Genomic DNA, 19678 nt, shown 5'->3' with positions numbered 1-19678 from the left:
GCTCCTATTTTAGGCCGGTGACCGAAGCGCCTATGAATGCAGGGGTGCAAGCGATGGCTACGCTGTTCGGGAACCGGAAGCGCTATCTCAAGGCTCTCCGGATCGTTGCCGCGACAGAGCGTTCAATAGGGCGCTCCGCCACACGGATGGCGTCGTGCTACAGCTTGCTCGAGTTGTCTGAATCCCTGTTGCAGAAACCAGTACGGACGATGTTTGAAACGTCCGCCGTCCCTAAAGGTGAAAGCGGCGCGCCGGCCCTGTTGCCGCCGAAGCCAGGCAAGCGCGGGCCCTATAACAAGCGCGAGAAATCTGATATCGCTTAGCGATGAGGGAAACCCTTCTGGCGATGCTGGAGCAGCATGTGCTTTTGGGCGAGCGACATATTGCACGCCAGCGGGAGATTGTTGCCGACTTCCACCATAAGGGCTTCAGGGCAGACTTGGCCGAGGACCTTTTGACCCTGTTCGAGCAGATGCAGCTTCTGCACATCGCTCACCGGGATCGGCTTTTGAATTCAACGCAAGGCTAGGCGAAGTCTTTGAGTCCCGTTAGCATGAAGGGAATGAAGCACAGCACGATCTATGCCGTCTATCACCCGCCAGCGAGCGGCCTGCCATACCTGGCCGTAGTCATCGCTCCCGATGGAACGGCTACCGCCCGTCTATTCGATACGGCGCAAGAGGCCACTGCGTTCAACAAGCAAATGGCAGCGGCAGGACATCCCGGCAAGGCCAGCCATTGAAGCACTACCCAGCCGCAGGGGAATGGCTACAGGCCCTGTAGCGTTACCTCTGGAGGTAAAAAGCCCCAGCGTTGATGCAGGCGATTCTGGGGCGAAAGCGGGTTTAGTCAAGAGAGTGCTAATATATGCGACCGGCATAGGAACAAACGATCCCCACCCTCGTTGAAAGGGCTGGCCGGATGCCCTTGTGTCCCAATCCCCTCTTCCGGCTAGCCTTGAAGCCAAGCCCGCTGCTGTCCCTCGGCAGCGGGTTTCGCTTTAGCGCAACAGCATGTAGGCGCCCATGCCGGCCACAGGCGGCCGTGCCGACCATATCGCGCTGCCGGCGGGTTTGTCAGAGCGCGCCTTCCATCAAGAAGGCACCCAGCGCGCTCATCAGAGCTTCGGCGCTGTCCCTCTCGAGGTGAAGCTCGATCTCTTCGTCGTCTTCCGTGATCAGCAGCAACTTGCCTACCAGCGGGCTGTGTGAGATGACCACTATATCGTCATCCTGATAATCGGCTTCCCTGGCCATAGATCGATCCTTCCTCTTTGGGTTTTATGGGCGGTGGCTAGACTTCCTTCGAGAGCGCCCGCCGAAACGCTATGCTGGCTTCTGGCGCAAAGTTAATGGTGTTTGCATCCCCGATGACCGACATTCTCACCCTTACCAAGAAACCAGATGGCAAAATCGGCCTGCATGTTGACTTCGCGGCCTTCGAAGCGCCAATGCAGCAATCACTTCGTCGAGCCGCGGTCTTTCTCGGTTATGCCTTTCACACGACTGACTCAGCGCCGCTCGCCTCTGTCACGCTGAAGTCGAACATCGTTTTTGATGTTGGCGTTCCGGACCCCGTCCCAGAAGCGGAGCGAAACAGCTATCAGCTTGAGTTTCGTCATTGGGCAATTGGCCAAGGCCTTATTGAAATCGACCAAGCCTATAACCGGTTTGTCGGCTCAGCGATCGACTTGGTGAATTCGCTACGGGAGTTCGTGGCGTCTGGCGCGATCACCACGAAAAAGCCAAATCTGGCAAACACCTGGACCCTTCACGAGCAATTCTATGATGCTGTTGGAAAAAAGGCTGCTCGTCATGATGAGGAATCACGTTGTTTACGCAGTCTAGGGAACGCACGAAATTGCTTAGCCCACGATAGCGGCCGAGTGACATCGAGAAGATTCACGGAAGATGCGTCTATGCCGGTAAGGTGGCGCGGCCGGGACATGTTTCAAGCTGCAAAATCGGGAGAGCAGCGGCTGATACCCAGAGATAGGGTATTTGTCGCTCAACCAAAGGATATTGGCTCGGAGTTGTCTGTCGTCGAAGTCAGGCGCCAACGCGTGTACCGCGAAGGTGAAGTTGTTCAGTTTGCTGCTTGGGAGCTTTCTGAAATCCTTTTCTTCTATCAGGATATTGCCATCAAGGTTTACGGACAGGCCTGGGATTACTTCAAAGAAGTAGAAGCAGCACAATAAGTCCGAGCGAGTTCATCCTTTCGAACGGGCTTAAATGTTTGCGACGCCAAGGCTTGACGAGTTCAGCGTCCCCAGCCGTTCATCCGCCACTATCTATGCCGCCACCCTTCCTCAACCTCACGCCGGCGCCGCCGCCGTTCTCGGGGATGAACTCGACGCCGGCCGCAGTTAGCGTCTCCTGCAGCCGCGCCAGTGTCGTGGAGTAGGGTGCTCTCTTCCCAGCTTCGAAGTCCGCGATCGTCGCGCGGCCCACTTCAGCCTTCTCGGCAAGATCCTGTTGCGACCATCCGATTAGACCCCGCGCGGCCCTCAACTGCCCTGCTGTAACCACTATTCGCTCCAACTTCATGCAAATTGTATTGACTTAAAGCCCAAGTCATTTATTTTGCATGATGTTACAGCAACCATGCTCTAGGAGCAATATCATGCCGAAACTCACGTTTCCGGCAGCCGGCGAAGCTATGCCCGCTGTTTGGGTAATCATAATCGGCCGCTTTTCCGGCCGCATCCTGCTTATCAAGCGGAGGTCATCATGAGCGACCTCGAATTTACCGTCGACTGCCACAGCCGGCGATCGATCTCCGACTCGATAGAGCGTCTAATCGACATGCTCGACGCCATGTCGCCCGACTGCGACCTCGAGGACAGCGCCGACCTTGAGCCTTCGCTCGGCTGGTCTGCCGACGGTGTGATGGGCTCATGCGTCGACCTAGAGGGACCGCAGGACGATCTAGAGCCCGACAATGACACCGAAGCGAACGGCGACGAGCGGGACGCCTCCGCAACGTCCTCTTGGGCCAAGGGCGGCCATTGGGACGAGAACGTCGAGGACGAAAACGAGCATGGCGGGGATATCCTCGACGAACCCCATGACGACGGCATCTTCAGCGGTTGCGACAATGAGCCGTGGCTCGGCTGGGGCAACGATACGGGGCAACCGGGCACCGACGTTGAGAGCTTGGAAGACGTCCAAGACAGCCCGGATTATGGCTGTGGCGGCTTCACAGGCGAAGGCAAGGACATGGCGCGGCAGATGCTCCGAACCGGCCGTGGCAGGCGTCCTGAGCCGTCTCTGACGATCGTCGGACCTGTCGTCACTGTCCCCGGCTGGACTGGCCCGCTATCGTAATATTATAACGCCTGCGAAACGATATGGCCCGGCTGCTCAGGTGGCCGGGCTGTGCCATTGTAAGGAATCAGAAGGAGGACGCAGACGATGGATAGAGAAGACGCTCAACACGCGAAAATGCTCGAAGACCGGATGCAGGCGATACGCGAGGATTTCATCCGGGCTGGAATGCCGAAGGCCGATATAGATTGGCTTGTCAGCAATATGTGGACGCAGGCCCACACGCCTACCATCCAGACCCTTGAACAGTACCGCCTTGTCGCCAAAACCTACACCGCGCTCGATGCCTCGATCCCCAAGGGCGACACACGTCGCCGGAAGCCGTCCGGCTGGCCGCGATCGGCGGAAGCATGATCGAGTTCGAGGGACGATACAAAGAGGAACACGGCAAACTGCCCTCATAGCGTTTCGCCTGTTTCCCCTGTTTCGGCTTCTATGGGGGAGGCACAGACAACGGCCCGGAGGCTTCGGCTTTTCGGGCCTTTTCATTGTCCCGGCTACCCGCACGGCTACCCACGTCGAGTTTTGTCAGGGTAGCCAGTGGGTTTATAGAAATGGAATTTTTACAACGATTTCAACGTGGTGCGGACGACGGGAATCGAACCCGTACGATCAGAGATCGAGGGATTTTAAGTCCCTTGCGTCTACCAGTTCCGCCACGTCCGCGCGCCGCGATTACAAGCACTTAAGGCGAGACCGGTCTAGTCCTGTGGGTGGATTTGGCACCGTTTGGCACCAAATATCCCTATTGCTGTTCCGCGCCCGCTCTCATCGCAGCTTCGATCGCCGCCGCCGCGCCTTCGTCCGGCTTCCTGAAGAGGTGGCGTAGACCGAAAGCGTGACCGCGGGTGATGCATGCTCTGGCCGGCGGCTAGTTGCAACAACGTCGATGCCACCCGCGATTAGGGCGGAAGCATGGGTGTAACCCCACCCTAATGGCTGGACTGCCAGCGCATGGTCTCGATGTCGTCACGGGAAATCCCGATGTCGCTGAGAATGTCGTCCGGCGACTCGCTCAGTTCGTCCGTTGCCTTCAACTGCGCCTTCTGATCGGCTCGGCGACCGAGCCAATCGACAAGGGGACCAACTACGACAAGAGGAAGGGTTACAAGCATAGGAAGGTTGACAAGCATCGGAGTGCTCCCTTCACCGCTGCAGAAAAACTACGCCGTGCAAGCTAGGCCAATGCGTGAATGCGTCTGTGACAAAATTCACAGAGCGCCGGCCATGTTGGCCGGGCTTTTTCCATGGCGCTCTTCTGAAGTACGCTTTCCTTAGTCACCGGAACTTGGCGCTGGCAGGCGCCTCAGGCCGGTATCGGATATAGTTTCAGGTGCTGGATCAGGATGATCGTCTTGGCATCGACGATGCTACCGTCGGCGATACCGGCGAGCGCCTCGTCGAGCGTCATCTCCAGGACCTCGATGTCCTCGCCCTCTTCCGGCGCGCCGCCGCCGGCCGAGATACGGTCGGCCGGCGAGTAGCGCGCGACGAAGAACCAGAGCCGCTCGGTCACGCTGCCTGGGCTCATGTAGGGCGCGAACAGCCTCTGGACGTCCTTCAGCCGGTAGCCGAGTTCTTCCTCCGCCTCCTTGCGGATGCAGGTTTCCGGGTCGTTTTCGTCGAGCAGGCCCGCGCAGGCCTCGATCAGCGGCTCTTGGTGGCCGGTGGCATAGGCCGGATAGCGGAACTGCCGCACGAGCAGAACGGTCGAGCGCGATGGATCGAAAGGCAGGATCACCGCGCCGTCGCCGCGATCGTAGGTCTGGCGGATCTGCGTCTCCCACTGCCCGTCGCGGCGGCGATAGTCGAAGACCGTCTTCTTCAGGACCGCCCAATCGTCGGAAAGCACCTCTTCCGAGCGGATGCGAATGCGATCTTCCATTATGAACTCCTTGTGCCGGCGCCATGGCGTAGCCGCGAACCGGCGTTCATGCAATCCGGGCGACGATTGGGCCAGACCAAGGTTTCACCGCCTCGTGTCTGGTGCGTGCCGGTGCCCTCGCCTAAATAAGCATCCCCTGCCGGAGTTCTTTTCATGACCTCATCGCTTTTCCAGCCGATCACGCTTGGCGGCCTCACCTTGCCCAACCGCATCGCCGTGGCGCCGATGTGCCAGTATTCGGCTGAGGACGGATCCGCCAGCGACTGGCATCTCTATCATTGGATGAACCTTGCCATGTCCGGCGCCGGCATGGTCACCGTCGAGATGACCGACGTCGAGCGGCGCGGACGCATCTCGCATGGCTGCCTCGGTCTCTTTTCCGACGACAACGAAGCCGCTGCCCGGCGCACGCTGGACGCGGCAAGGCGCGTCGCCGCGCCTGGCACGAAATTCGGCACCCAGCTTGCCCATGCCGGCCGCAAGGCTTCGTGCCAGCGGCCGTGGGAGGGCGGCGGGCCGCTCAAGCCCGACCAGGATCCCTGGCCGATCGTGTCAGCCTCGGCCATCGCCTACGACACAGGCTGGCAGGTGCCGCACGCCCTGGAGGAAGACGAGATCCTGCGCATCATCGAGCGTTTCGCCGATGCGGCGAGGCGCGCCGAACGCGCCGGTTTCGACTTCATCGAACTGCACGCGGCGCACGGCTACCTGATCTTCCAGTTCCTGTCGCCGCTGTCCAACCGGCGCACCGATCGCTGGGGCGGTTCGCTTGAGAACCGCATGCGTTTCGTCATCGAGATCGCCAGGGCGGTGCGGAAAGCCGTCCCCAAGCTGATGCTCGGCGCGCGCCTGTCGGTCAAGGAATGGGTCGATGGCGGCTTCGATGTCGAGGACGCCATCGAGGTGACCAAGGCGCTGAAGGCCGAGGGCATCGCCTATCTCTGCTGCTCGAGCGGCGGCAATTCCCCCTTGCAGCAGCTGCCGTCTGGGCCTGGCTACCAGGTGCATCTGGCGGAAGCGGTGCGAAAAGGCGCCGGCATCCCGACGCGAGCCGTTGGGCTGATCGACGACCCGAAGCAGGCCGAGGCGATCGTTGCCGACGGCCAGGCCGATATGGTGGCGCTGGCGCGCGCCTTCCTCGCCGATCCGCGCTGGGGATGGCGCGCCGCGGCGACCTTCGGCCAGGAGATCCATCCCGCGCCGCAGCTTGCCCGCTCGGTGACGACGATGCGGCACTGGATGAAGGCGGCGAGCTGACCACCTCGCTGAGACGTTTGGGCGCAGCCCGGAAGACACGATTGCAACCAATTTGGCTGCTTTGCGTTTGCGGCCATGATGGACAGCAAACCCTTTGAAAAGCCGGTGGTGGTCGAACTCGGCCATGTCGGCAAATATCGCCAGATCCGCAGCACCAGGGAGGCAGCGGAGTGCCTGATGACGGTTTGGCCGCTCAATCGCGGCCCCCGCCATCGTGATGCAGTCGACACTTGCCTGAAAGTGCTGGAAGGATATCGTTCAACCGCGGATGCGCGCCGGGCCTTGATCGAAGCGGCCAAGGAATCGGAAGTGCTGGTGCCCGACGACCGCTTGCCCGACGATCGGCTGCATTGAGCAAAAAGGGGCCTTTTCAACCGGAGGACTTCATGGCGAAGCTGACTTACAAGATCGTCGAGCACGATGGCGGCTGGGCCTACAAGGTCGGCTCGACCTTCTCGGAGACGTTCCCCACCCACCAGGACGCGCTGCGCGCCGCCGAGATCGCTTCGGCCGAGCAGCAGATCGCCGGCACCACGGACGGCATCCAGTACGAGGACGCCGAAGGCAAGTGGCACGATGAACTGGCCGATGGCAGGGACCGGCCACAAACCGAAGTTTCCGATTAGCATCTATTCCTGGGGCGGCTCTTGCCGGAGCGGGCGCGGATGCCCGCGAGGGCATCCTAGCCAGCCACTTGGAAAGCGCGCGGTCTGCTACTTGCCGCAATAATGATCGTTGACATTCTGCCCGGCATTGGCATCGGGTCCCGGCTAGCCCGCTTCGGCGTTCAGTCGATGGCTGAGAGGCTCTTCGTGGCAAAGGCGCGCGCGGCAATGCGCTTGATGAAGGCGGTGACGCGCTCCGGATCGATGAATTGCGGCATGTGGCCCAAACCGTCGACGGCCTCGAAATCGAGCCCTTTGAGCCTGTCCCGCATCGGTTCGCCATGGATAGGCATGCCAATGACGCGGTCGGCGGTGCCGAACAGAATGCCGGCAGGCATGGCGATCTCGCCATAGCGCAGCTCGATGCGGCCGAGATCCTGTTCCACCGCAACGACGTCGGTCGAGGTCGCATGGAAATGGGCGGGCCGCAGCCCAAGCCAGCCGCCTCCTGCGGTCATATAGTCACCGGGAACGGCCTGCGGCGCGAAGATGAACCTCATTGTCGGCTCCGCGTATTTCAAACTCAAGGGTATCGCCACCGTATTCGCCATGATCCGGCGCAGCAGTCGCGAAGGAACGTAGAGCAGGTCGAATTTCTGGCGCGCCATGGTTTCCAGATGCGTCAGGGGTGCCAGCAAGGCGATGCCAGAAATTGTCCCGGGGTGCTCCACCGCCAGCGTCAGCGCGATCGCGCCGCCCAACGAATGACCAACGACCAGCGGCTTTTCCAGCCCGAGCCTGTCGATGAAGCGCCGCACGATTTCGGCCTGCTCGGGCAGTCGCCCCGTGGCGTCACTAGCCCGCACAGAATAGCCGGAGCCCGGACGGTCGAGCGCGATCAGGCGATAGCCCGGGCCGAAGCGGCCGAACAGCGTGTGGCGGAAATGGTGAAGTTGGGCGCCGAGCCCGTGCAGGAAGACGATCGGCCTGCCCTCGCCTTCCTCGACATAATGGATACGGTTGCCGTCGATCTCGACGAATTTTCCGCGCGCCGGTACCAGCCTCTCGGCCTTGGCGCTGATCCACCATGTCGCCAGCACAAGGCCGACGACTACGGCAACAGCGAGCAGGAGCAGGCCACCGAGCAGCCAGGACAAGATCGACAGCAGCATTTTTCCTCTCACTGGCAACGCAGGCAGCTTACCTGCCGCAGATGTCGCCGCAAGGCGCCGCCGTGGCATAGTGCTGGCGCATTGCCGCCGCTCCGTCGCCGCGCTATCTCAGGCGACCCTGTTTGCCGGAGCCTGTCATGCCTGAAATCGTCACCGCCGCCATGCTCGTCATCGGCGACGAGATCCTGTCGGGTCGGACCAAGGACAGGAACATCGGCCACCTCGCCGACATCATGACGGCCATCGGCATCGACCTCAAGGAAGTCCGCGTCGTTCCCGACGAGGAGGACGAGATCGTCGCCGCGGTCAATGCCGTGCGCGCCCGCTACACCTATGTCTTCACCACCGGCGGCATCGGCCCGACGCACGACGACATCACCGCAGATTCGATCGCCAAGGCATTCGGCGTGCCGTGCGAATATGACACCAAGGCCTATGCGATGCTGGAGGCGAGCTACGCCGCGCGCGGCATCGAATACACCGAGGCCAGGAAGCGCATGGCGCGCATGCCGCGCGGCGCCGACCACATCGACAATCCGGTGTCGATCGCGCCCGGCTTTCGCATCGGCAACGTCCATGTCATGGCCGGCGTGCCGGCGATCTTCCAGGCTATGCTCGACAATGTCGTGCCGACGCTGAAGGCGGGCACCAAAATGCTGTCGGCGACCGTCCATTGCCCGTTCGGCGAAGGCCTCATCGGCGGCCCGCTGGCCGACATCCAGAAGGCGCATCCCGACACCATCATCGGCTCCTATCCGAAATATGGCGACGGCAAGTTCTGGACCGAGCTCGTCGTGCGCGCCCGCGACGAGGAGGCGCTGGAGGCCGCGCGCAAGGATGTTGAAGCCATGGTTGCCGGCTTCGCCGCTGCTGCCGGCTGATCTGGCGATTTCGGTTCCCCGGTCGACCCGGAACCAAGCATGGCACTGTGACGTTTCCTTGGGCGCGCGCCGCATTGCGCCGACACGTTGAGGGACCCAGCATGCGCTTCAAGACCATCGTCGCCATTTTGCAGAACGAGCAGGACGCCGAGCGCGTGCTCGCTTGCGCCATCCCGCTTGCCGACCGCTTCCAGAGCCATCTCGTCGGCATCCATGCCGAAGCGCTGCCCGTTCCCTACACCTCGGCCACCGGCTTTCCGGACACCGAATTCCTGCAGGTGTCGGCCGAGATGAACCGCGAGCGCGCCGACAAGCTGGAGGCCCTGTTCCTGAGGCGTATCGAGGAGTCCGGCCTGTCCTTCGAGTGGCGCAGCCTCGAGAGCTTTTCCGGCGACAGCGCGCTGACCGGCATTTCCACCGTCCGCGCCGCCGACCTGATCATCGCCGCGCAGCGCGACACCGGCGGCGACCCGGGCGCCGACGTCGACACGCTCGTCTATGATGCCGGCCGGCCGGTGCTCGTGGTGCCGCATGAAGGGCCACTCCTTACAACTTTCAAGCGCGTGCTCCTGGCCTGGAACGGCAGCAAGGAAGCGGCACGCGCCGCCTTCGACGCCCTGCCCTTCATCAGCGAGGCCGAGAAGACGGACATATTGATCATCGATCCGCCTGAGTCGCTGGACGAGACCCCGGAAGCCGCCGGCGCCGAAATCGCCGCGGCGCTTTCCAGGCACGGTGCCACCGTCAGCGTGTCGGTGCAGAAGTCGAACGGCGCTTCCGTCGACGACCTCATCCAGACCCGCATCGCCGAGACCGGCGCCGATCTGCTCGTGCTCGGCGCCTACAGCCATTCCTGGCTGCGCCAGCTCTTGTTCGGCGGCGTGACGCGCACGGTGCTGCGCACCGCGCCGGTGGCAGCTTTCCTGTCGCGATAATCCCGACAAGCAAAGCGACGCGGGCTTAAGTCCACAGGCATGGCTTGTTGCGAGCTTGCCAAAGCCGGCATTTTCCCGCTAATTCCGCCTGCATTCCCTTGGATATCGTCACGCGCCTGGTCGCGTGCTGCGGAGTGCGTGAAAAATGTCCCTTCCCGAAAAAGCTTTCCCGGTCTCCTGGGACCAGTTCCACCGCGACGCCCGCGCGCTTGCCTGGCGGCTTGCCGGCGCCAGCAAGGGGCAGTGGAAGGCGATCGTCTGCATCACCCGCGGCGGCCTTGTGCCCGCCGCCATCATCTCGCGCGAGCTCGGCATCCGGGTGATCGAGACGGTCTGCGTCGCCTCCTATCACGACTACACCAGCCAGGGGCAGTTGCAGGTGCTGAAGGAGATCACGCCGGCGCTGCTCGCCGATGATGGTGCCGGCGTGCTGATCATCGACGACCTGACGGACACCGGCAAGACTGCGGGCATCGTGCGCGCCATGATGCCCAAGGCGCATTTCGCCACCGTCTACGCCAAGCCGAAGGGGCGGCCGCTGGTCGACACCTTCGTCACCGAGGTCAGCCAGGACACCTGGATCTATTTCCCCTGGGATATGGGCTTCACCTACCAGAAGCCGATCGCGGACGATCACGCCGGTTGATCGGTCATTTTTTCCACTGAAACGGTTCACGACGCATTTTTTTGCTGCGCATGAAATGCGCGCCGCAAGGCCATTTCACGCAATCGACTTTTCTTGGTGGAATTCAACAAGTTCCTGTGAAGTTTTTTACTTTTGTCGCGTATGATCAGAGGTAAGATTCGTGAGGCAACGAACGAGTTCGAGGGCTGGGGCTAGCTTCTCCGATGCTGACAAGGCCAACGACGCACAACCATCTGGCCGAAAGAGTCCGGCGACTCTTCGGCAGCGCGCCTTGCCGCCTGCAGGTTGCCGCCCTGCCCTGGCGCGAGGCCGAAAATGGTGTCGAGATCATGCTGATCACCAGCCGCGACACCGGCCGCTGGGTGCTGCCCAAGGGCTGGCCGGAGGCCAAGGAGCCGCTTAGCGAGGCGGCCGCGCGCGAGGCCGGCGAGGAAGCCGGATTGCGCGGCACCGTCTCCCATCTCGAAGCCGGCCGGTATTTCTACGCCAAGGTGCTGGCTTCCGGTGAGGAAGTGCCTTGCGAGGTGCTGGTCTACCCGTTGCGGGTCGACCACATCGCCGACCGCTGGAAGGAAAAGCGCGCGCGCACCCGCAAATGGGTGAGCTCCGCCGAAGCCGTGCGCATGGTCAACGAACCGGACCTCTGCCAGATCATCGCCTATTTCTGCGCCGACCCGCACAAATTCGCGTGAGTTGTCCACCAAAAGCCATTGCCGGCGGGCAAGGCTTTGGCGTGGGCATTGCCGTACGCAAGGATGGCCCCTAGATTCGATTCGGCTGCCTTGGCGTTTTGGTGATGACGAATACCGCACGACCCCTCGAGGACAATTCCGACGATCTTCGGCGTAAGCACCGACAGCGTGTGCTCAAGGGCGGCTCGATCATCACCGGCATCCAGAATTCCGAGATCAGCTGCACCTTGCGCAACCAGAATGACGGCGGCGCCGAGCTGAAGGTCGCGCCGGACGCCCACGTTCCCGATCGCTTCCTGCTCTACGTGCCGGTCGACGGCGTCGCCTATCGGTCTGAGGTCCGCTGGCGCCGCAACGACCGCGTCGGCGTCCAATTCTGCGGCACCGAGCCGAAGCCGAAGCTGCACTACGGCTGATCGCCGTCGCCCAGGCCAGGTCTCGCCGGACCGGGGTCGTTCCTCTCCGTATCGAAATAAAGGGCACCCCGGACCGGGAGGGTCCGGAATGCCCTTCGCCTCAGATCACCAGGCCCTTGGTCAGTTCGAGCGCCTGGCGCTCGAACAGGCGGCGGTAGATGCCGCCGTTCAACCGGATCAGCTGGTCGTGCGAGCCCTCCTCGATGATGCGGCCGCGATCGAACACCAGCAGCCTGTCGAGCGCCCTGACCGTCGACAGCCGGTGCGCGATGACCAGCGTCGTGCGGCCGACCATCAGCCGCTCCATTGCCTGCTGGATCAGCACTTCCGATTCCGAATCGAGGCTGGACGTCGCCTCGTCGAGAATCAGGATGCGTGCGTCGGCGAGGAAGGCGCGCGCTATCGCCACCCGCTGCCGCTCGCCGCCCGACAGCTTCACGCCACGCTCGCCCACCAGCGTGCCATAGCCTTTCGGCAGGTCGCAGATGAAGTCATGCGCGCTCGCCAGCCGCGCCGCATGCTCGATCTCGGCCTGCGTGGCGCTGGGCCGGGCATAGGCGATGTTCTCGGCCAGCGACCGATGGAACAGGATCGGCTCCTGCTGGACGATGGCGATCTGCGCGCGCAGCGATGCCTGGGCCACCTCGGAAATATCCTGGCCGTCGATCAGGATCCTGCCGGCGTTCACGTCGTAGAGGCGCTGGATCAGCTTGACGAAGGTCGTCTTGCCCGAACCGGAATGGCCGACCAGTCCGACGCGCTCGCCGGAGGCGATCTCGACCGAGAGATCGCGATAGAGCGGCAGCCGGTGGTTACCATAGTGGAAGGTGACCCTGTCGAACCTGATGCGCCCATCGTTGATGCGGATCGGCCCGGCCGCCGGCCGGTCCTCGATGCCGAGCGGTTCGGCCTGGAAGTCGACCAGTTCCTCCATGTCGTTAATCGAGCGCTGCAGATTGCGGATATGCGTGCCGATGTCGCGCAGATAGCCTTGCAGCACGAAGAACGAAGTCAGCACGAAGGCGACGTCGCCGGCGCTGGCCTGCCCCCACGCCCACAGCATCAGCGCCAGACCGATGACGGCGGTTCTCAGCAGCAGAAGCATCGTGCCCTGCGTGGTGCCGTTGACGGTGCCGCGCACCCAGGTGCGGCCGGTGCGGGCGCGCCATTTGGCGACGACCCTCGCAAGCCGCGCCTCCTCGCGCGTCTCGGCGCCGAAGCCCTTGACCACGGCATTGCAGCTCACCGCATCGGCCAGCGACCCGCCAAGCCGCGTGTCCCAGGTGTTGGCGAGTCGGGCGGCCGGCGCGACATAGCCAAGCGACAGCGTCGCCGTCACCGTGATGAACAGCACCGAGCCCGCGGCGACCACCGCGCCCATAAGCGGCCAGAACCAGCCGAGCAGCAGCGTCGAACCGACGAGCATGACGACCGACGGCAAGAGCGCGATCAGGATCGTGTCGTTGAGCAGGTCGAGCGCCCACATGCCGCGCGTGATCTTGCGCACGGTCGAACCGGCGAAGCTGTTGGCATGCCAGTCGGTGGAAAAGCGCTGGACGCGATGGAAGGCGTCGGCCGCGATATCGGCCATCATCTTCAGCGTCAGCTCGACGATGGCCATGAAGGCGGCGTTGCGCAGCACGACGCCGGTCAGCGCCAGGGCAACCAGCATCCAGAAGGCCGAAATCGCCGCGTTCCAGGCGACGGCATCGGCTGCACTGCCATTGGCGACGGCGTCGACCAGCCGGCCGGAATAGAGCGGCGTCAGCACGTCGGCCAGCGTCGACAGCAGGAAGGCGCCCATGATCAGCGAAAGCCGCCACGGCTGGCGCCGCCAATGGCCGAGCGTGAAGCCGAGCACGCTGCGGAAGGCGTCGGCGCGCAGGTCGATTCGAAAACGAGCCATGATGTCATCCGGGCGCAAATGTGCCCGGTCCCGATAAGATGGAATTGAGAAAAACCGCGTCGGCGCCAATCTGGCGCCCGGAATACGGAGGTTCAGCATAGTGGCGGCTCGCCCATATGCGGGCGGCGACCGGCAGCGGCAAATGCCTGTCCTCGATCGAAGCTTTGTCGCGAAGGCAAGCCTTCGCGAGGCGACGATCAGGACCTAGGCTTCGCGGCCTCGCATAACGATTTCAAATCGTGGCATTCGGTTCCTCCTGGTGGAGAATCGCGGAGACGTTCTTATAGAGACGCTCTTGCGCATCGCCAAGACAGACCGCGGGCGAATGCGCATCTGGTCCAAGCAGTGAGACGATTTTGCAACAACGGCCGGTTGTACCGTGGCTGCTCAGGCTGGGCAGGAAAAAAGCGCTTACCGCCCGTCCCTGAACCGGTTGGTGATCGGGTAGCGGCGATCGCGGCCGAAATTCTTTCGGGTGATCTTCACGCCCGGCGCGGCCTGCCGGCGCTTGTATTCGGCGATGTAGAGCAGGTGCTCGACCCGCGCCACCGTCGCCCGGTCATGGCCGCGCGCGACGATGTCGTCGACGCCCATCTCGTTCTCGACCAGGCACTCCAGAATGTCGTCGAGCACCGGATAGGGCGGCAGCGAGTCCTGGTCGGTCTGGTTTTCGCGCAGCTCCGCCGACGGCGCCTTGTCGATGATGTTCTTCGGGATCACCTCGCCGGAAGGACCGAGCGCGCCCGGCGGCACATGGCTGTTGCGCCAGCGCGACAGCGCGTAGACCTGCATCTTGTAGAGGTCCTTGATCGGGTTGAAGCCGCCATTCATGTCGCCGTAAAGCGTTGCGTAGCCGACCGACATCTCGCTCTTGTTGCCGGTGGTGACGACCATCGAACCGAACTTGTTGGAGATCGCCATCAGGATGGTGCCACGCGCGCGGCTCTGCAGGTTCTCCTCTGTGATGCCTTCCTTGGTGCCTTCGAACATCTGCGTCAGCGTGTGCAGAAAACCTTCGACCGGCTCGAAGATCGGCACGATGTCATAGCGGCAGCCGAGCGCGCGGGCGCAGTCCTCGGCATCCTTAAGCGAATCCTTCGAGGTATAGCGATACGGCATCATCACGGCGCGCAGCCGCTCCTCGCCCAACGCATCGACGGCTAGCGCGGCGCAGATCGCCGAATCGATGCCGCCGGAAAGGCCGAGCACGACGTTCTTGAAGCCGTTCTTGTTGACGTAGTCGCGCAAGCCCAGCATGCAGGCCCGGTAGTCGGCCTCCTCCCGCTCCGGGATCTTCGACATCGGCCCTTCGGAGCAGGCCCAGCCATCCTGCGTGCGCTTCCAGGTGGTGACGTCGACCGCCTCCTCGAACTGGCTCATCTGGAAGGCAAGCGTCTTGTCAGCGCCTATGGCAAAGGAAGCGCCGTCGAAGATCAGTTCGTCCTGGCCGCCGAGCTGGTTGGCGTAGATCATCGGCAGGCCGCATTCGATCACCTGGCGGATGACGACCTGGTGGCGGACGTCGATCTTGGCGCGGTAATAGGGCGAGCCGTTCGGCACCAGCAGGATCTCCGCGCCGCTTTCGGCCAGCGTCTCGCAGACGGCGACCTCGCCCCAGATGTCCTCGCAGATCGGAATGCCGATGCGCACGCCGCGGAAATTGACCGGTCCCTGCAATTCCGGCCCGGCCTGGAAGACGCGCTTCTCGTCGAATTCGCCGTAGTTCGGCAGATCGAGCTTGTAGCGCTCGGCGAGGGTCTTGCCGCCATCGGCGACGATGATCGAATTGTGCGTGCCGCTCTTGCGCTTCAGGGGCGTGCCGATGATGACGCCGGGACCACCATCGGCAGTGTCCTTGGCGAAATCTTCCGCGGCCTGCTCACAAGCCTTCAGGAAAGCCGGCTTCAGCACCAGATCCTCCGGCGGATAGCCGGCGAGGAAGAGCTCGGTGTAGAGCACGATGTCGGCGCCCTGTCGGGCGGCGTCCGCGCGCGCCTCGCGCGCCTTGGCGAGATTGCCGGCGACGTCGCCGACAGTCGGATTGAGCTGGGCGATGGCGATGCGCAGGATGTCGGGCTTCTTGGTCATGCCTGCGGGTTTAGCGCGGCAAATTTCGCCGGGCAATGGCGTTCGCTTGGGCCACTATGCCCAGCGGGCCAATGTCCCGAAATCCTATTCGCTCATATATTCTCGCAAGGCTTCCGGCGAGTGGTTCTCGCCGATCGACATCGAAAGTATTCGGGAAATGTGCCGGCGCGGCAGGCCGGTTTCAGCCGACCATTGATTGATCTGCGCCTGGATCTTGTCGAGGTCCCGCTTCGAGGTCGGGTTCTCGGCGATGTCGATACCGGCATCGCGCAGTGCCGCCGCCATGTCGGTCGAGACGATGAAGGTGTCCCACTCCAGCCAGCGCAGGAAGTACTGGCCGGTGTTGCCGCCAAGCCGGCTGCCATGCTTGCCAAGCCAGGCGGTCAGCCCGACCTGGTCGTCGGCCGGCCAGGCGGCGAGGAATTTGCCGAAGCCGCCATGCTCCTTCGACACGCGCTCGACGAAGGCGGCATTGTCGCGGACGGACCTGATCTTCTGCGGATTGCGCACGATTCGCTTGTCGGAGGCCAGTTCGTGCCAGAAATCGTCGGGCTGGAACAACAGCCGCTTCGGCTCGAAGCCGAGGAACGCCTCCTCGAAACCCGGCCACTTCTGCTCGATGACGCGCCAGACGAAACCGGCTGCGAAAATGCGCTCGGCCATGGTCGACAGGATGCGGTCATCCCCGATCTTCGCCACGGCCTGGTTGTCGGGCATCGGCCCGAGCAACGATTGAAGCGCTGCTTCCCCGCCCTTGCGCTTCGCCGCGCGGGCGCGGATTTTCTGGAAATCGGCCATGGGTATCCTCGCGGGTTCGCGTCAATGTAACACTTCCCGTTCGGGCCGGCAGCCTCTACCTCTATGCAAGCTTTCATGACGGAGGGCGACATGAACAAGACAATCGATGACCTGGCGAACCGCTGGCTCAAACGCCGGCTGGATGGCCTCGGCCAGATCGAGAGCCGGGTGCTGCAAAGCGCGCTCGATCGCACCACCATCTCGAAGGACACAAACAAGGCCGTCGCCTTTCACCAGACGTTCGGCGACCGCGTCGCCGACACCATCGCCCGCATCGGCGGTTCATGGTCGTTCATCCTGACCTTCGTCGCCTTCCTGATCCTGTGGACCTGCGGCAATGTCTGGCTGCTGTCGCGCGCCGCCTTCGACCCCTACCCCTTCATCTTCCTCAACCTCGTGCTGTCGATGATCGCAGCACTGCAGGCGCCGGTGATCATGATGTCGCAGAACCGCCAGACCGAGCGCGACCGCATCGACGCCGCCCACGACTATGAGGTCAACCTCAAGGCCGAGATCGAGATCATGGCGCTGCACGAGAAGCTGGACGAACTGCGCCACAGCGAGCTGATAGGCATGCGCGACGAGATCGTGCGGCTGGCCGAGCAGGTTAGACGCATCGACGAAAAGCTGTCGGCGCGACAAAGCCCCTGATGACCGAGGCGATCCATCATCTCATCGAGCAGTACGGGCTGGTCGCGGTCTTCCTGGGCTGCGTCGCCGAAGGCGAAAGCGCTGCCATCCTCGCCGGCTTCTTTGCCCATCAGCATGTCTTCGTGGCCTGGCAGGCTTTTCTGGCTGCGGCCATCGGCGCCTTCGCCGGTGACACCTTCTTCTTCATCCTCGGCCGCAGCTTCGCCGATCATCCCTATGTGCTCAGGCTGAAGGCACGGCCAGGCTTCAGCCATGCCTTCCGTCTCGTCTCCTCCCATCCCAACATCTTCGTGCTTTCGAACCGCTACATCTACGGCATGCGCCTGGTCGGCGGCGTCGCCGCCGGCTTCGCCAGCATCACAGTGACGCGCTTCGTCGTCCTCAATGCCATCTCGTCGCTGGTCTGGGCGGCGCTGTTTTGCACGGTCGGCTACGTCTTCGGACTGGGCGCCGAACGCATCGTCGGCCAGGCGCTGGCGCGTCACGAACGGCTGCTGACCGCGCTGGCGATCGGCCTTGCCGTCGCCTTCCTCGCCTGGTTCCTCGCCCATAGCGTCGCCAGGAAGGAGCGCGCCAACGACGCAAGGGATGGTCAGAGCGAGGCCAAATAGGCTCAGTCGATGTCGGTCTCGGCGTCGAGCGCGCCGTCGCCACGGTCGAGGATCAGCGGGATGATCAAATCCTCTTCGTCGGCCAGATGCCTTGTGAGCATGGCGATCAGCCGGCTGTTCTCATCGGCATAGGCATCGGCGGCAACGCGCTGTCTGTCCTCGCTCTCCTGCAGCGTTCGGATGAAGGCATTCGCCGCCTCGGCATTGCGCTCCAGCCCCTCGTGGATGGTGTGATGATCGGCATCGAGGATCTCGAAGCCGCGCTTCAACCGGGGCTCGGCCTTGGCGAAAGCCCGGAAAGTACTGATAGTCCTCGACGTTGTGGTGACCGTCGAGATTGCCGAGGAAATGGTTCAGCCGCGGCGCGAACCAGCGCGCGAAGTCCGGTGCTGCCAGCCTGCCCTCGCGATAATTGCCAATGCCGTCGGTGAGCATGCCGCCGAGCTCGCGGAACATGTCGTGCCGCCCAAGCCACATATTGGCGAGGCCATGAATATTGCCGTGGCCCTGCCAGGTCTCGCGCGGATATTTTTGCGTCAGCCAGCGCAGATCGTCCGGCAGGCCGGCTCGCTCGAGCAACGAAAAATCAGCGGCGTCCGACATGACAGTCTCCTTTGGTAACCGTCATGTAGGAAGCGCTATACTAGATCGGTAGTCCCGTGATGCGCTCGATAATGGCGATGCCCCAGACGCCGGCTACGATCACTACCGAGATCAGCACTGCCAGCGAACCGCAATCCTTGGCGAGCTGGATGTCGACATTGAACTCGCGGCTGAAGGCGTCGCAGGCAGCCTCGATGCCGGTGTTGAGCACTTCGACCATGATCAGCAGCAGCACCGCGCCGATCAGCAGCGCGTAGCCGCGCCACGACACCGAGATGAACCAGCCCGCCGGTAGGGCAAGGGTGAGCAGCATCAGCTCCTGCTGGAAGGCCTCTTCGTGGGCAGCCAGCTTGCGGAACGCCCGCACCGAGTTGAAGAAAGCATCGATCAGCCGCTGCATGCCCAAATCCCCTTTCCGAGTGACCGGCAGGGGATATAGCAACGGCTGGATCAATGGAATAAGGCAGTGCCGCCAAAATCACGCGCTCTGCCGCTTTGCTCGCTTGCCGGTCATTCGGCGGCCTCACCGGCGACCTTGACCGAGGGCGACGATTTCTCGAACTGCGGCAGCCCGTCGTCGATCGAATAATAGTCGCCCTTGTCGCCAACGAAGATATGGCTTTCCCCGGCAAGTCCGGACGGCCTGTCGAAGGCGCCGGCCATGATCGAAATCTGGTCCAGCTCGTTGTGCTTCCAGAACAGCAGCGAGCCGCAGATGCGGCAAAATCCGCGTCTGGCGACATCGGACGCGCCATACCAGCTGAGCACCTCGGCTCCCTCTATGTCGACATCGGCATCCTTGGCCGATGTCGCCGCGACGAAATTGCCGTTCTGCCTGCGGCATTGCGAGCAGTGGCAGTAGACGACACCGCGCAGGGCTCCCCTCGTCCTGAAGCGCACCGCTCCGCACAGGCATGCTCCGCTGTGTTTTTCCTCCATCCCGGTCTCCTTCGAATTCCTCTCGCGCTGGTGGCAGGATTCCAGTTTTGCGCCCGCCGGGCACCGGCAAATGCGACATCGGCGGGACGTGTTTCGCCCTGCACCTGCATAAGGGGCTATTACATCCTGAGGTAGAGAAAACCGTGCTGAAATCCGTCCTATTAAGGAAACTTTAGCGCGCTCGCATCTATGGTCGTTATGAGTGAAGGTCGTGAGCGGGGACGCGATACTTCTCGTGTCTGGCATTTCCGGTCGCACTCCCCTCAT

Annotated in this window: 28 protein-coding genes and 1 tRNA gene; 17 read left to right on the top strand and 12 right to left on the bottom strand. The window is 62.7% G+C overall.

What is annotated here, in order from left to right; all coding sequences use genetic code 11:
* The 3 genes from EN857_RS22535 to EN857_RS22525 all read left to right on the top strand — a co-directional run.
* On the top strand, nucleotides 1–323 hold a 323-nt coding region (locus EN857_RS22535), incomplete at its 5' end, for a hypothetical protein (protein ID WP_210235146.1).
* A gap of 2 nt (nucleotides 324–325) precedes the next feature.
* Complete coding sequence (locus tag EN857_RS22530) at nucleotides 326–529, top strand: hypothetical protein (protein WP_135897662.1); 204 nt, start codon at nucleotides 326–328, stop codon at nucleotides 527–529.
* Between the two features lie 24 nt (nucleotides 530–553).
* Nucleotides 554–742, top strand: a complete 189-nt coding sequence (locus EN857_RS22525; RefSeq protein WP_189522821.1) for a hypothetical protein — start codon at nucleotides 554–556, stop codon at nucleotides 740–742.
* 334 nt (nucleotides 743–1076) lie between these two features.
* Here the strand turns inward: EN857_RS22525 and EN857_RS22520 are convergent, their stop codons facing one another.
* On the bottom strand, nucleotides 1077–1256 hold the full coding sequence (locus tag EN857_RS22520; RefSeq protein ID WP_135897661.1) for a hypothetical protein: 180 nt from the start codon (nucleotides 1254–1256) through the stop codon (nucleotides 1077–1079).
* A 113-nt stretch (nucleotides 1257–1369) separates the two neighbouring features.
* On the opposite strand from EN857_RS22520, the gene EN857_RS22515 reads away from it, so the two are divergent.
* Nucleotides 1370–2197 (top strand): hypothetical protein, encoded by an 828-nt coding sequence (locus tag EN857_RS22515; RefSeq protein WP_135897660.1) that lies wholly within the window; start codon nucleotides 1370–1372, stop codon nucleotides 2195–2197.
* Nucleotides 2198–2276: 79 nt separating this feature from the next.
* On the opposite strand, the gene EN857_RS22510 is transcribed toward EN857_RS22515, so the two are convergent.
* Nucleotides 2277–2546 (bottom strand): helix-turn-helix transcriptional regulator, encoded by a 270-nt coding sequence (locus EN857_RS22510; protein WP_245521660.1) that lies wholly within the window; start codon nucleotides 2544–2546, stop codon nucleotides 2277–2279.
* A 183-nt stretch (nucleotides 2547–2729) separates the two neighbouring features.
* Between EN857_RS22510 and EN857_RS22505 the strand changes: the two genes are divergently transcribed.
* A complete protein-coding gene (locus EN857_RS22505; protein ID WP_135897659.1) occupies nucleotides 2730–3326 on the top strand; it encodes a hypothetical protein in 597 nt (198 codons plus the stop codon).
* Nucleotides 3327–3413: 87 nt separating this feature from the next.
* Entirely contained in the window at nucleotides 3414–3680 is a 267-nt protein-coding gene (locus tag EN857_RS22500; protein WP_135897658.1) for a hypothetical protein, read from the top strand.
* 226 nt (nucleotides 3681–3906) lie between these two features.
* Here EN857_RS22500 and EN857_RS22495 read toward each other — a convergent pair.
* From EN857_RS22495 to EN857_RS22485, 3 genes are all read right to left on the bottom strand, one after another.
* Nucleotides 3907–3992 (bottom strand) — tRNA-Leu (locus tag EN857_RS22495).
* Between the two features lie 266 nt (nucleotides 3993–4258).
* Nucleotides 4259–4459: a DUF1127 domain-containing protein gene (locus EN857_RS22490; protein WP_127283885.1), complete on the bottom strand. Its 201-nt coding sequence runs from the start codon at nucleotides 4457–4459 to the stop codon at nucleotides 4259–4261.
* A gap of 173 nt (nucleotides 4460–4632) precedes the next feature.
* On the bottom strand, nucleotides 4633–5211 hold the full coding sequence (locus tag EN857_RS22485; protein ID WP_127394154.1) for an NUDIX domain-containing protein: 579 nt from the start codon (nucleotides 5209–5211) through the stop codon (nucleotides 4633–4635).
* 153 nt (nucleotides 5212–5364) lie between these two features.
* Between EN857_RS22485 and EN857_RS22480 the strand changes: the two genes are divergently transcribed.
* The 3 genes from EN857_RS22480 (at nucleotide 5365) to EN857_RS22470 (ending at nucleotide 7094) form a co-directional block, all read left to right on the top strand.
* Nucleotides 5365–6468, top strand: coding sequence for an NADH:flavin oxidoreductase/NADH oxidase (locus EN857_RS22480; RefSeq protein ID WP_127391379.1), 1104 nt, complete (start codon nucleotides 5365–5367; stop codon nucleotides 6466–6468).
* A gap of 75 nt (nucleotides 6469–6543) precedes the next feature.
* Entirely contained in the window at nucleotides 6544–6822 is a 279-nt protein-coding gene (locus EN857_RS22475) for a DUF982 domain-containing protein (RefSeq protein ID WP_127310126.1), read from the top strand.
* A gap of 32 nt (nucleotides 6823–6854) precedes the next feature.
* On the top strand, nucleotides 6855–7094 hold the full coding sequence (locus EN857_RS22470; RefSeq protein WP_127283881.1) for a DUF2188 domain-containing protein: 240 nt from the start codon (nucleotides 6855–6857) through the stop codon (nucleotides 7092–7094).
* A gap of 161 nt (nucleotides 7095–7255) precedes the next feature.
* Here the strand turns inward: EN857_RS22470 and EN857_RS22465 are convergent, their stop codons facing one another.
* Entirely contained in the window at nucleotides 7256–8245 is a 990-nt protein-coding gene (locus tag EN857_RS22465) for an alpha/beta hydrolase (RefSeq protein ID WP_127391378.1), read from the bottom strand.
* Between the two features lie 137 nt (nucleotides 8246–8382).
* Here EN857_RS22465 and EN857_RS22460 point away from each other — a divergent pair, with 137 nt between their 5' ends.
* The 5 genes from EN857_RS22460 to EN857_RS22440 all read left to right on the top strand — a co-directional run bounded on the left by EN857_RS22460 (nucleotide 8383) and on the right by EN857_RS22440 (nucleotide 11815).
* Nucleotides 8383–9126 (top strand): competence/damage-inducible protein A, encoded by a 744-nt coding sequence (locus tag EN857_RS22460; protein ID WP_127283879.1) that lies wholly within the window; start codon nucleotides 8383–8385, stop codon nucleotides 9124–9126.
* Nucleotides 9127–9227: 101 nt separating this feature from the next.
* A complete protein-coding gene (locus EN857_RS22455; protein ID WP_127283878.1) occupies nucleotides 9228–10061 on the top strand; it encodes a universal stress protein in 834 nt (277 codons plus the stop codon).
* A 145-nt stretch (nucleotides 10062–10206) separates the two neighbouring features.
* Nucleotides 10207–10707, top strand: a complete 501-nt coding sequence (gene gpt / locus EN857_RS22450; RefSeq protein WP_027145490.1) for a xanthine phosphoribosyltransferase — start codon at nucleotides 10207–10209, stop codon at nucleotides 10705–10707.
* Nucleotides 10708–10910: 203 nt separating this feature from the next.
* Entirely contained in the window at nucleotides 10911–11399 is a 489-nt protein-coding gene (locus EN857_RS22445; RefSeq protein ID WP_127310130.1) for an NUDIX hydrolase, read from the top strand.
* A 104-nt stretch (nucleotides 11400–11503) separates the two neighbouring features.
* Nucleotides 11504–11815: a PilZ domain-containing protein gene (locus EN857_RS22440; RefSeq protein ID WP_127391377.1), complete on the top strand. Its 312-nt coding sequence runs from the start codon at nucleotides 11504–11506 to the stop codon at nucleotides 11813–11815.
* Nucleotides 11816–11915: 100 nt separating this feature from the next.
* On the opposite strand, the gene EN857_RS22435 is transcribed toward EN857_RS22440, so the two are convergent.
* The 3 genes from EN857_RS22435 to EN857_RS22425 form a co-directional block, all read right to left on the bottom strand.
* Nucleotides 11916–13721 carry an ABC transporter ATP-binding protein gene (locus EN857_RS22435; RefSeq protein ID WP_127391376.1) on the bottom strand — a complete coding sequence of 602 codons (1806 nt, stop codon included), beginning with the start codon at nucleotides 13719–13721 and terminating at the stop codon, nucleotides 11916–11918.
* A gap of 411 nt (nucleotides 13722–14132) precedes the next feature.
* Nucleotides 14133–15809: an NAD+ synthase gene (locus EN857_RS22430; RefSeq protein ID WP_127391375.1), complete on the bottom strand. Its 1677-nt coding sequence runs from the start codon at nucleotides 15807–15809 to the stop codon at nucleotides 14133–14135.
* 84 nt (nucleotides 15810–15893) lie between these two features.
* On the bottom strand, nucleotides 15894–16607 hold the full coding sequence (locus EN857_RS22425; protein ID WP_127391374.1) for a DNA-3-methyladenine glycosylase I: 714 nt from the start codon (nucleotides 16605–16607) through the stop codon (nucleotides 15894–15896).
* A 90-nt stretch (nucleotides 16608–16697) separates the two neighbouring features.
* Here EN857_RS22425 and EN857_RS22420 point away from each other — a divergent pair, with 90 nt between their 5' ends.
* Together EN857_RS22420 and EN857_RS22415 are read left to right on the top strand one after the other, a co-directional pair.
* Nucleotides 16698–17258 (top strand): DUF1003 domain-containing protein, encoded by a 561-nt coding sequence (locus EN857_RS22420; RefSeq protein ID WP_127283872.1) that lies wholly within the window; start codon nucleotides 16698–16700, stop codon nucleotides 17256–17258.
* A complete protein-coding gene (locus EN857_RS22415) occupies nucleotides 17258–17869 on the top strand; it encodes a DedA family protein (RefSeq protein ID WP_127391373.1) in 612 nt (203 codons plus the stop codon). Before EN857_RS22420 ends, EN857_RS22415 begins: the two co-directional genes overlap by 1 nt.
* A 2-nt stretch (nucleotides 17870–17871) precedes the next feature.
* Here EN857_RS22415 and EN857_RS36345 read toward each other — a convergent pair whose 3' ends face one another.
* On the bottom strand, nucleotides 17872–18138 hold the full coding sequence (locus EN857_RS36345) for a hypothetical protein (protein WP_348630779.1): 267 nt from the start codon (nucleotides 18136–18138) through the stop codon (nucleotides 17872–17874).
* A gap of 55 nt (nucleotides 18139–18193) precedes the next feature.
* On the opposite strand from EN857_RS36345, the gene EN857_RS36340 reads away from it, so the two are divergent.
* Nucleotides 18194–18490, top strand: coding sequence for a hypothetical protein (locus EN857_RS36340; RefSeq protein ID WP_348630778.1), 297 nt, complete (start codon nucleotides 18194–18196; stop codon nucleotides 18488–18490).
* Between the two features lie 22 nt (nucleotides 18491–18512).
* Here the strand turns inward: EN857_RS36340 and EN857_RS22405 are convergent, their stop codons facing one another.
* Nucleotides 18513–18872 carry a diacylglycerol kinase gene (locus EN857_RS22405; RefSeq protein ID WP_127391371.1) on the bottom strand — a complete coding sequence of 120 codons (360 nt, stop codon included), beginning with the start codon at nucleotides 18870–18872 and terminating at the stop codon, nucleotides 18513–18515.
* A 110-nt stretch (nucleotides 18873–18982) separates the two neighbouring features.
* Nucleotides 18983–19411 carry a GFA family protein gene (locus tag EN857_RS22400; protein ID WP_135858396.1) on the bottom strand — a complete coding sequence of 143 codons (429 nt, stop codon included), beginning with the start codon at nucleotides 19409–19411 and terminating at the stop codon, nucleotides 18983–18985.
* Between the last annotated feature and the right edge of the window lie 267 nt (nucleotides 19412–19678).

The sequence above is a fragment of the Mesorhizobium sp. M4B.F.Ca.ET.214.01.1.1 genome (assembly GCF_004791545.1).
Taxonomy (GTDB): Bacteria; Pseudomonadota; Alphaproteobacteria; order Rhizobiales; family Rhizobiaceae; genus Mesorhizobium; species Mesorhizobium abyssinicae.
This window is presented reverse-complemented; position numbering and strand designations above follow the sequence as displayed.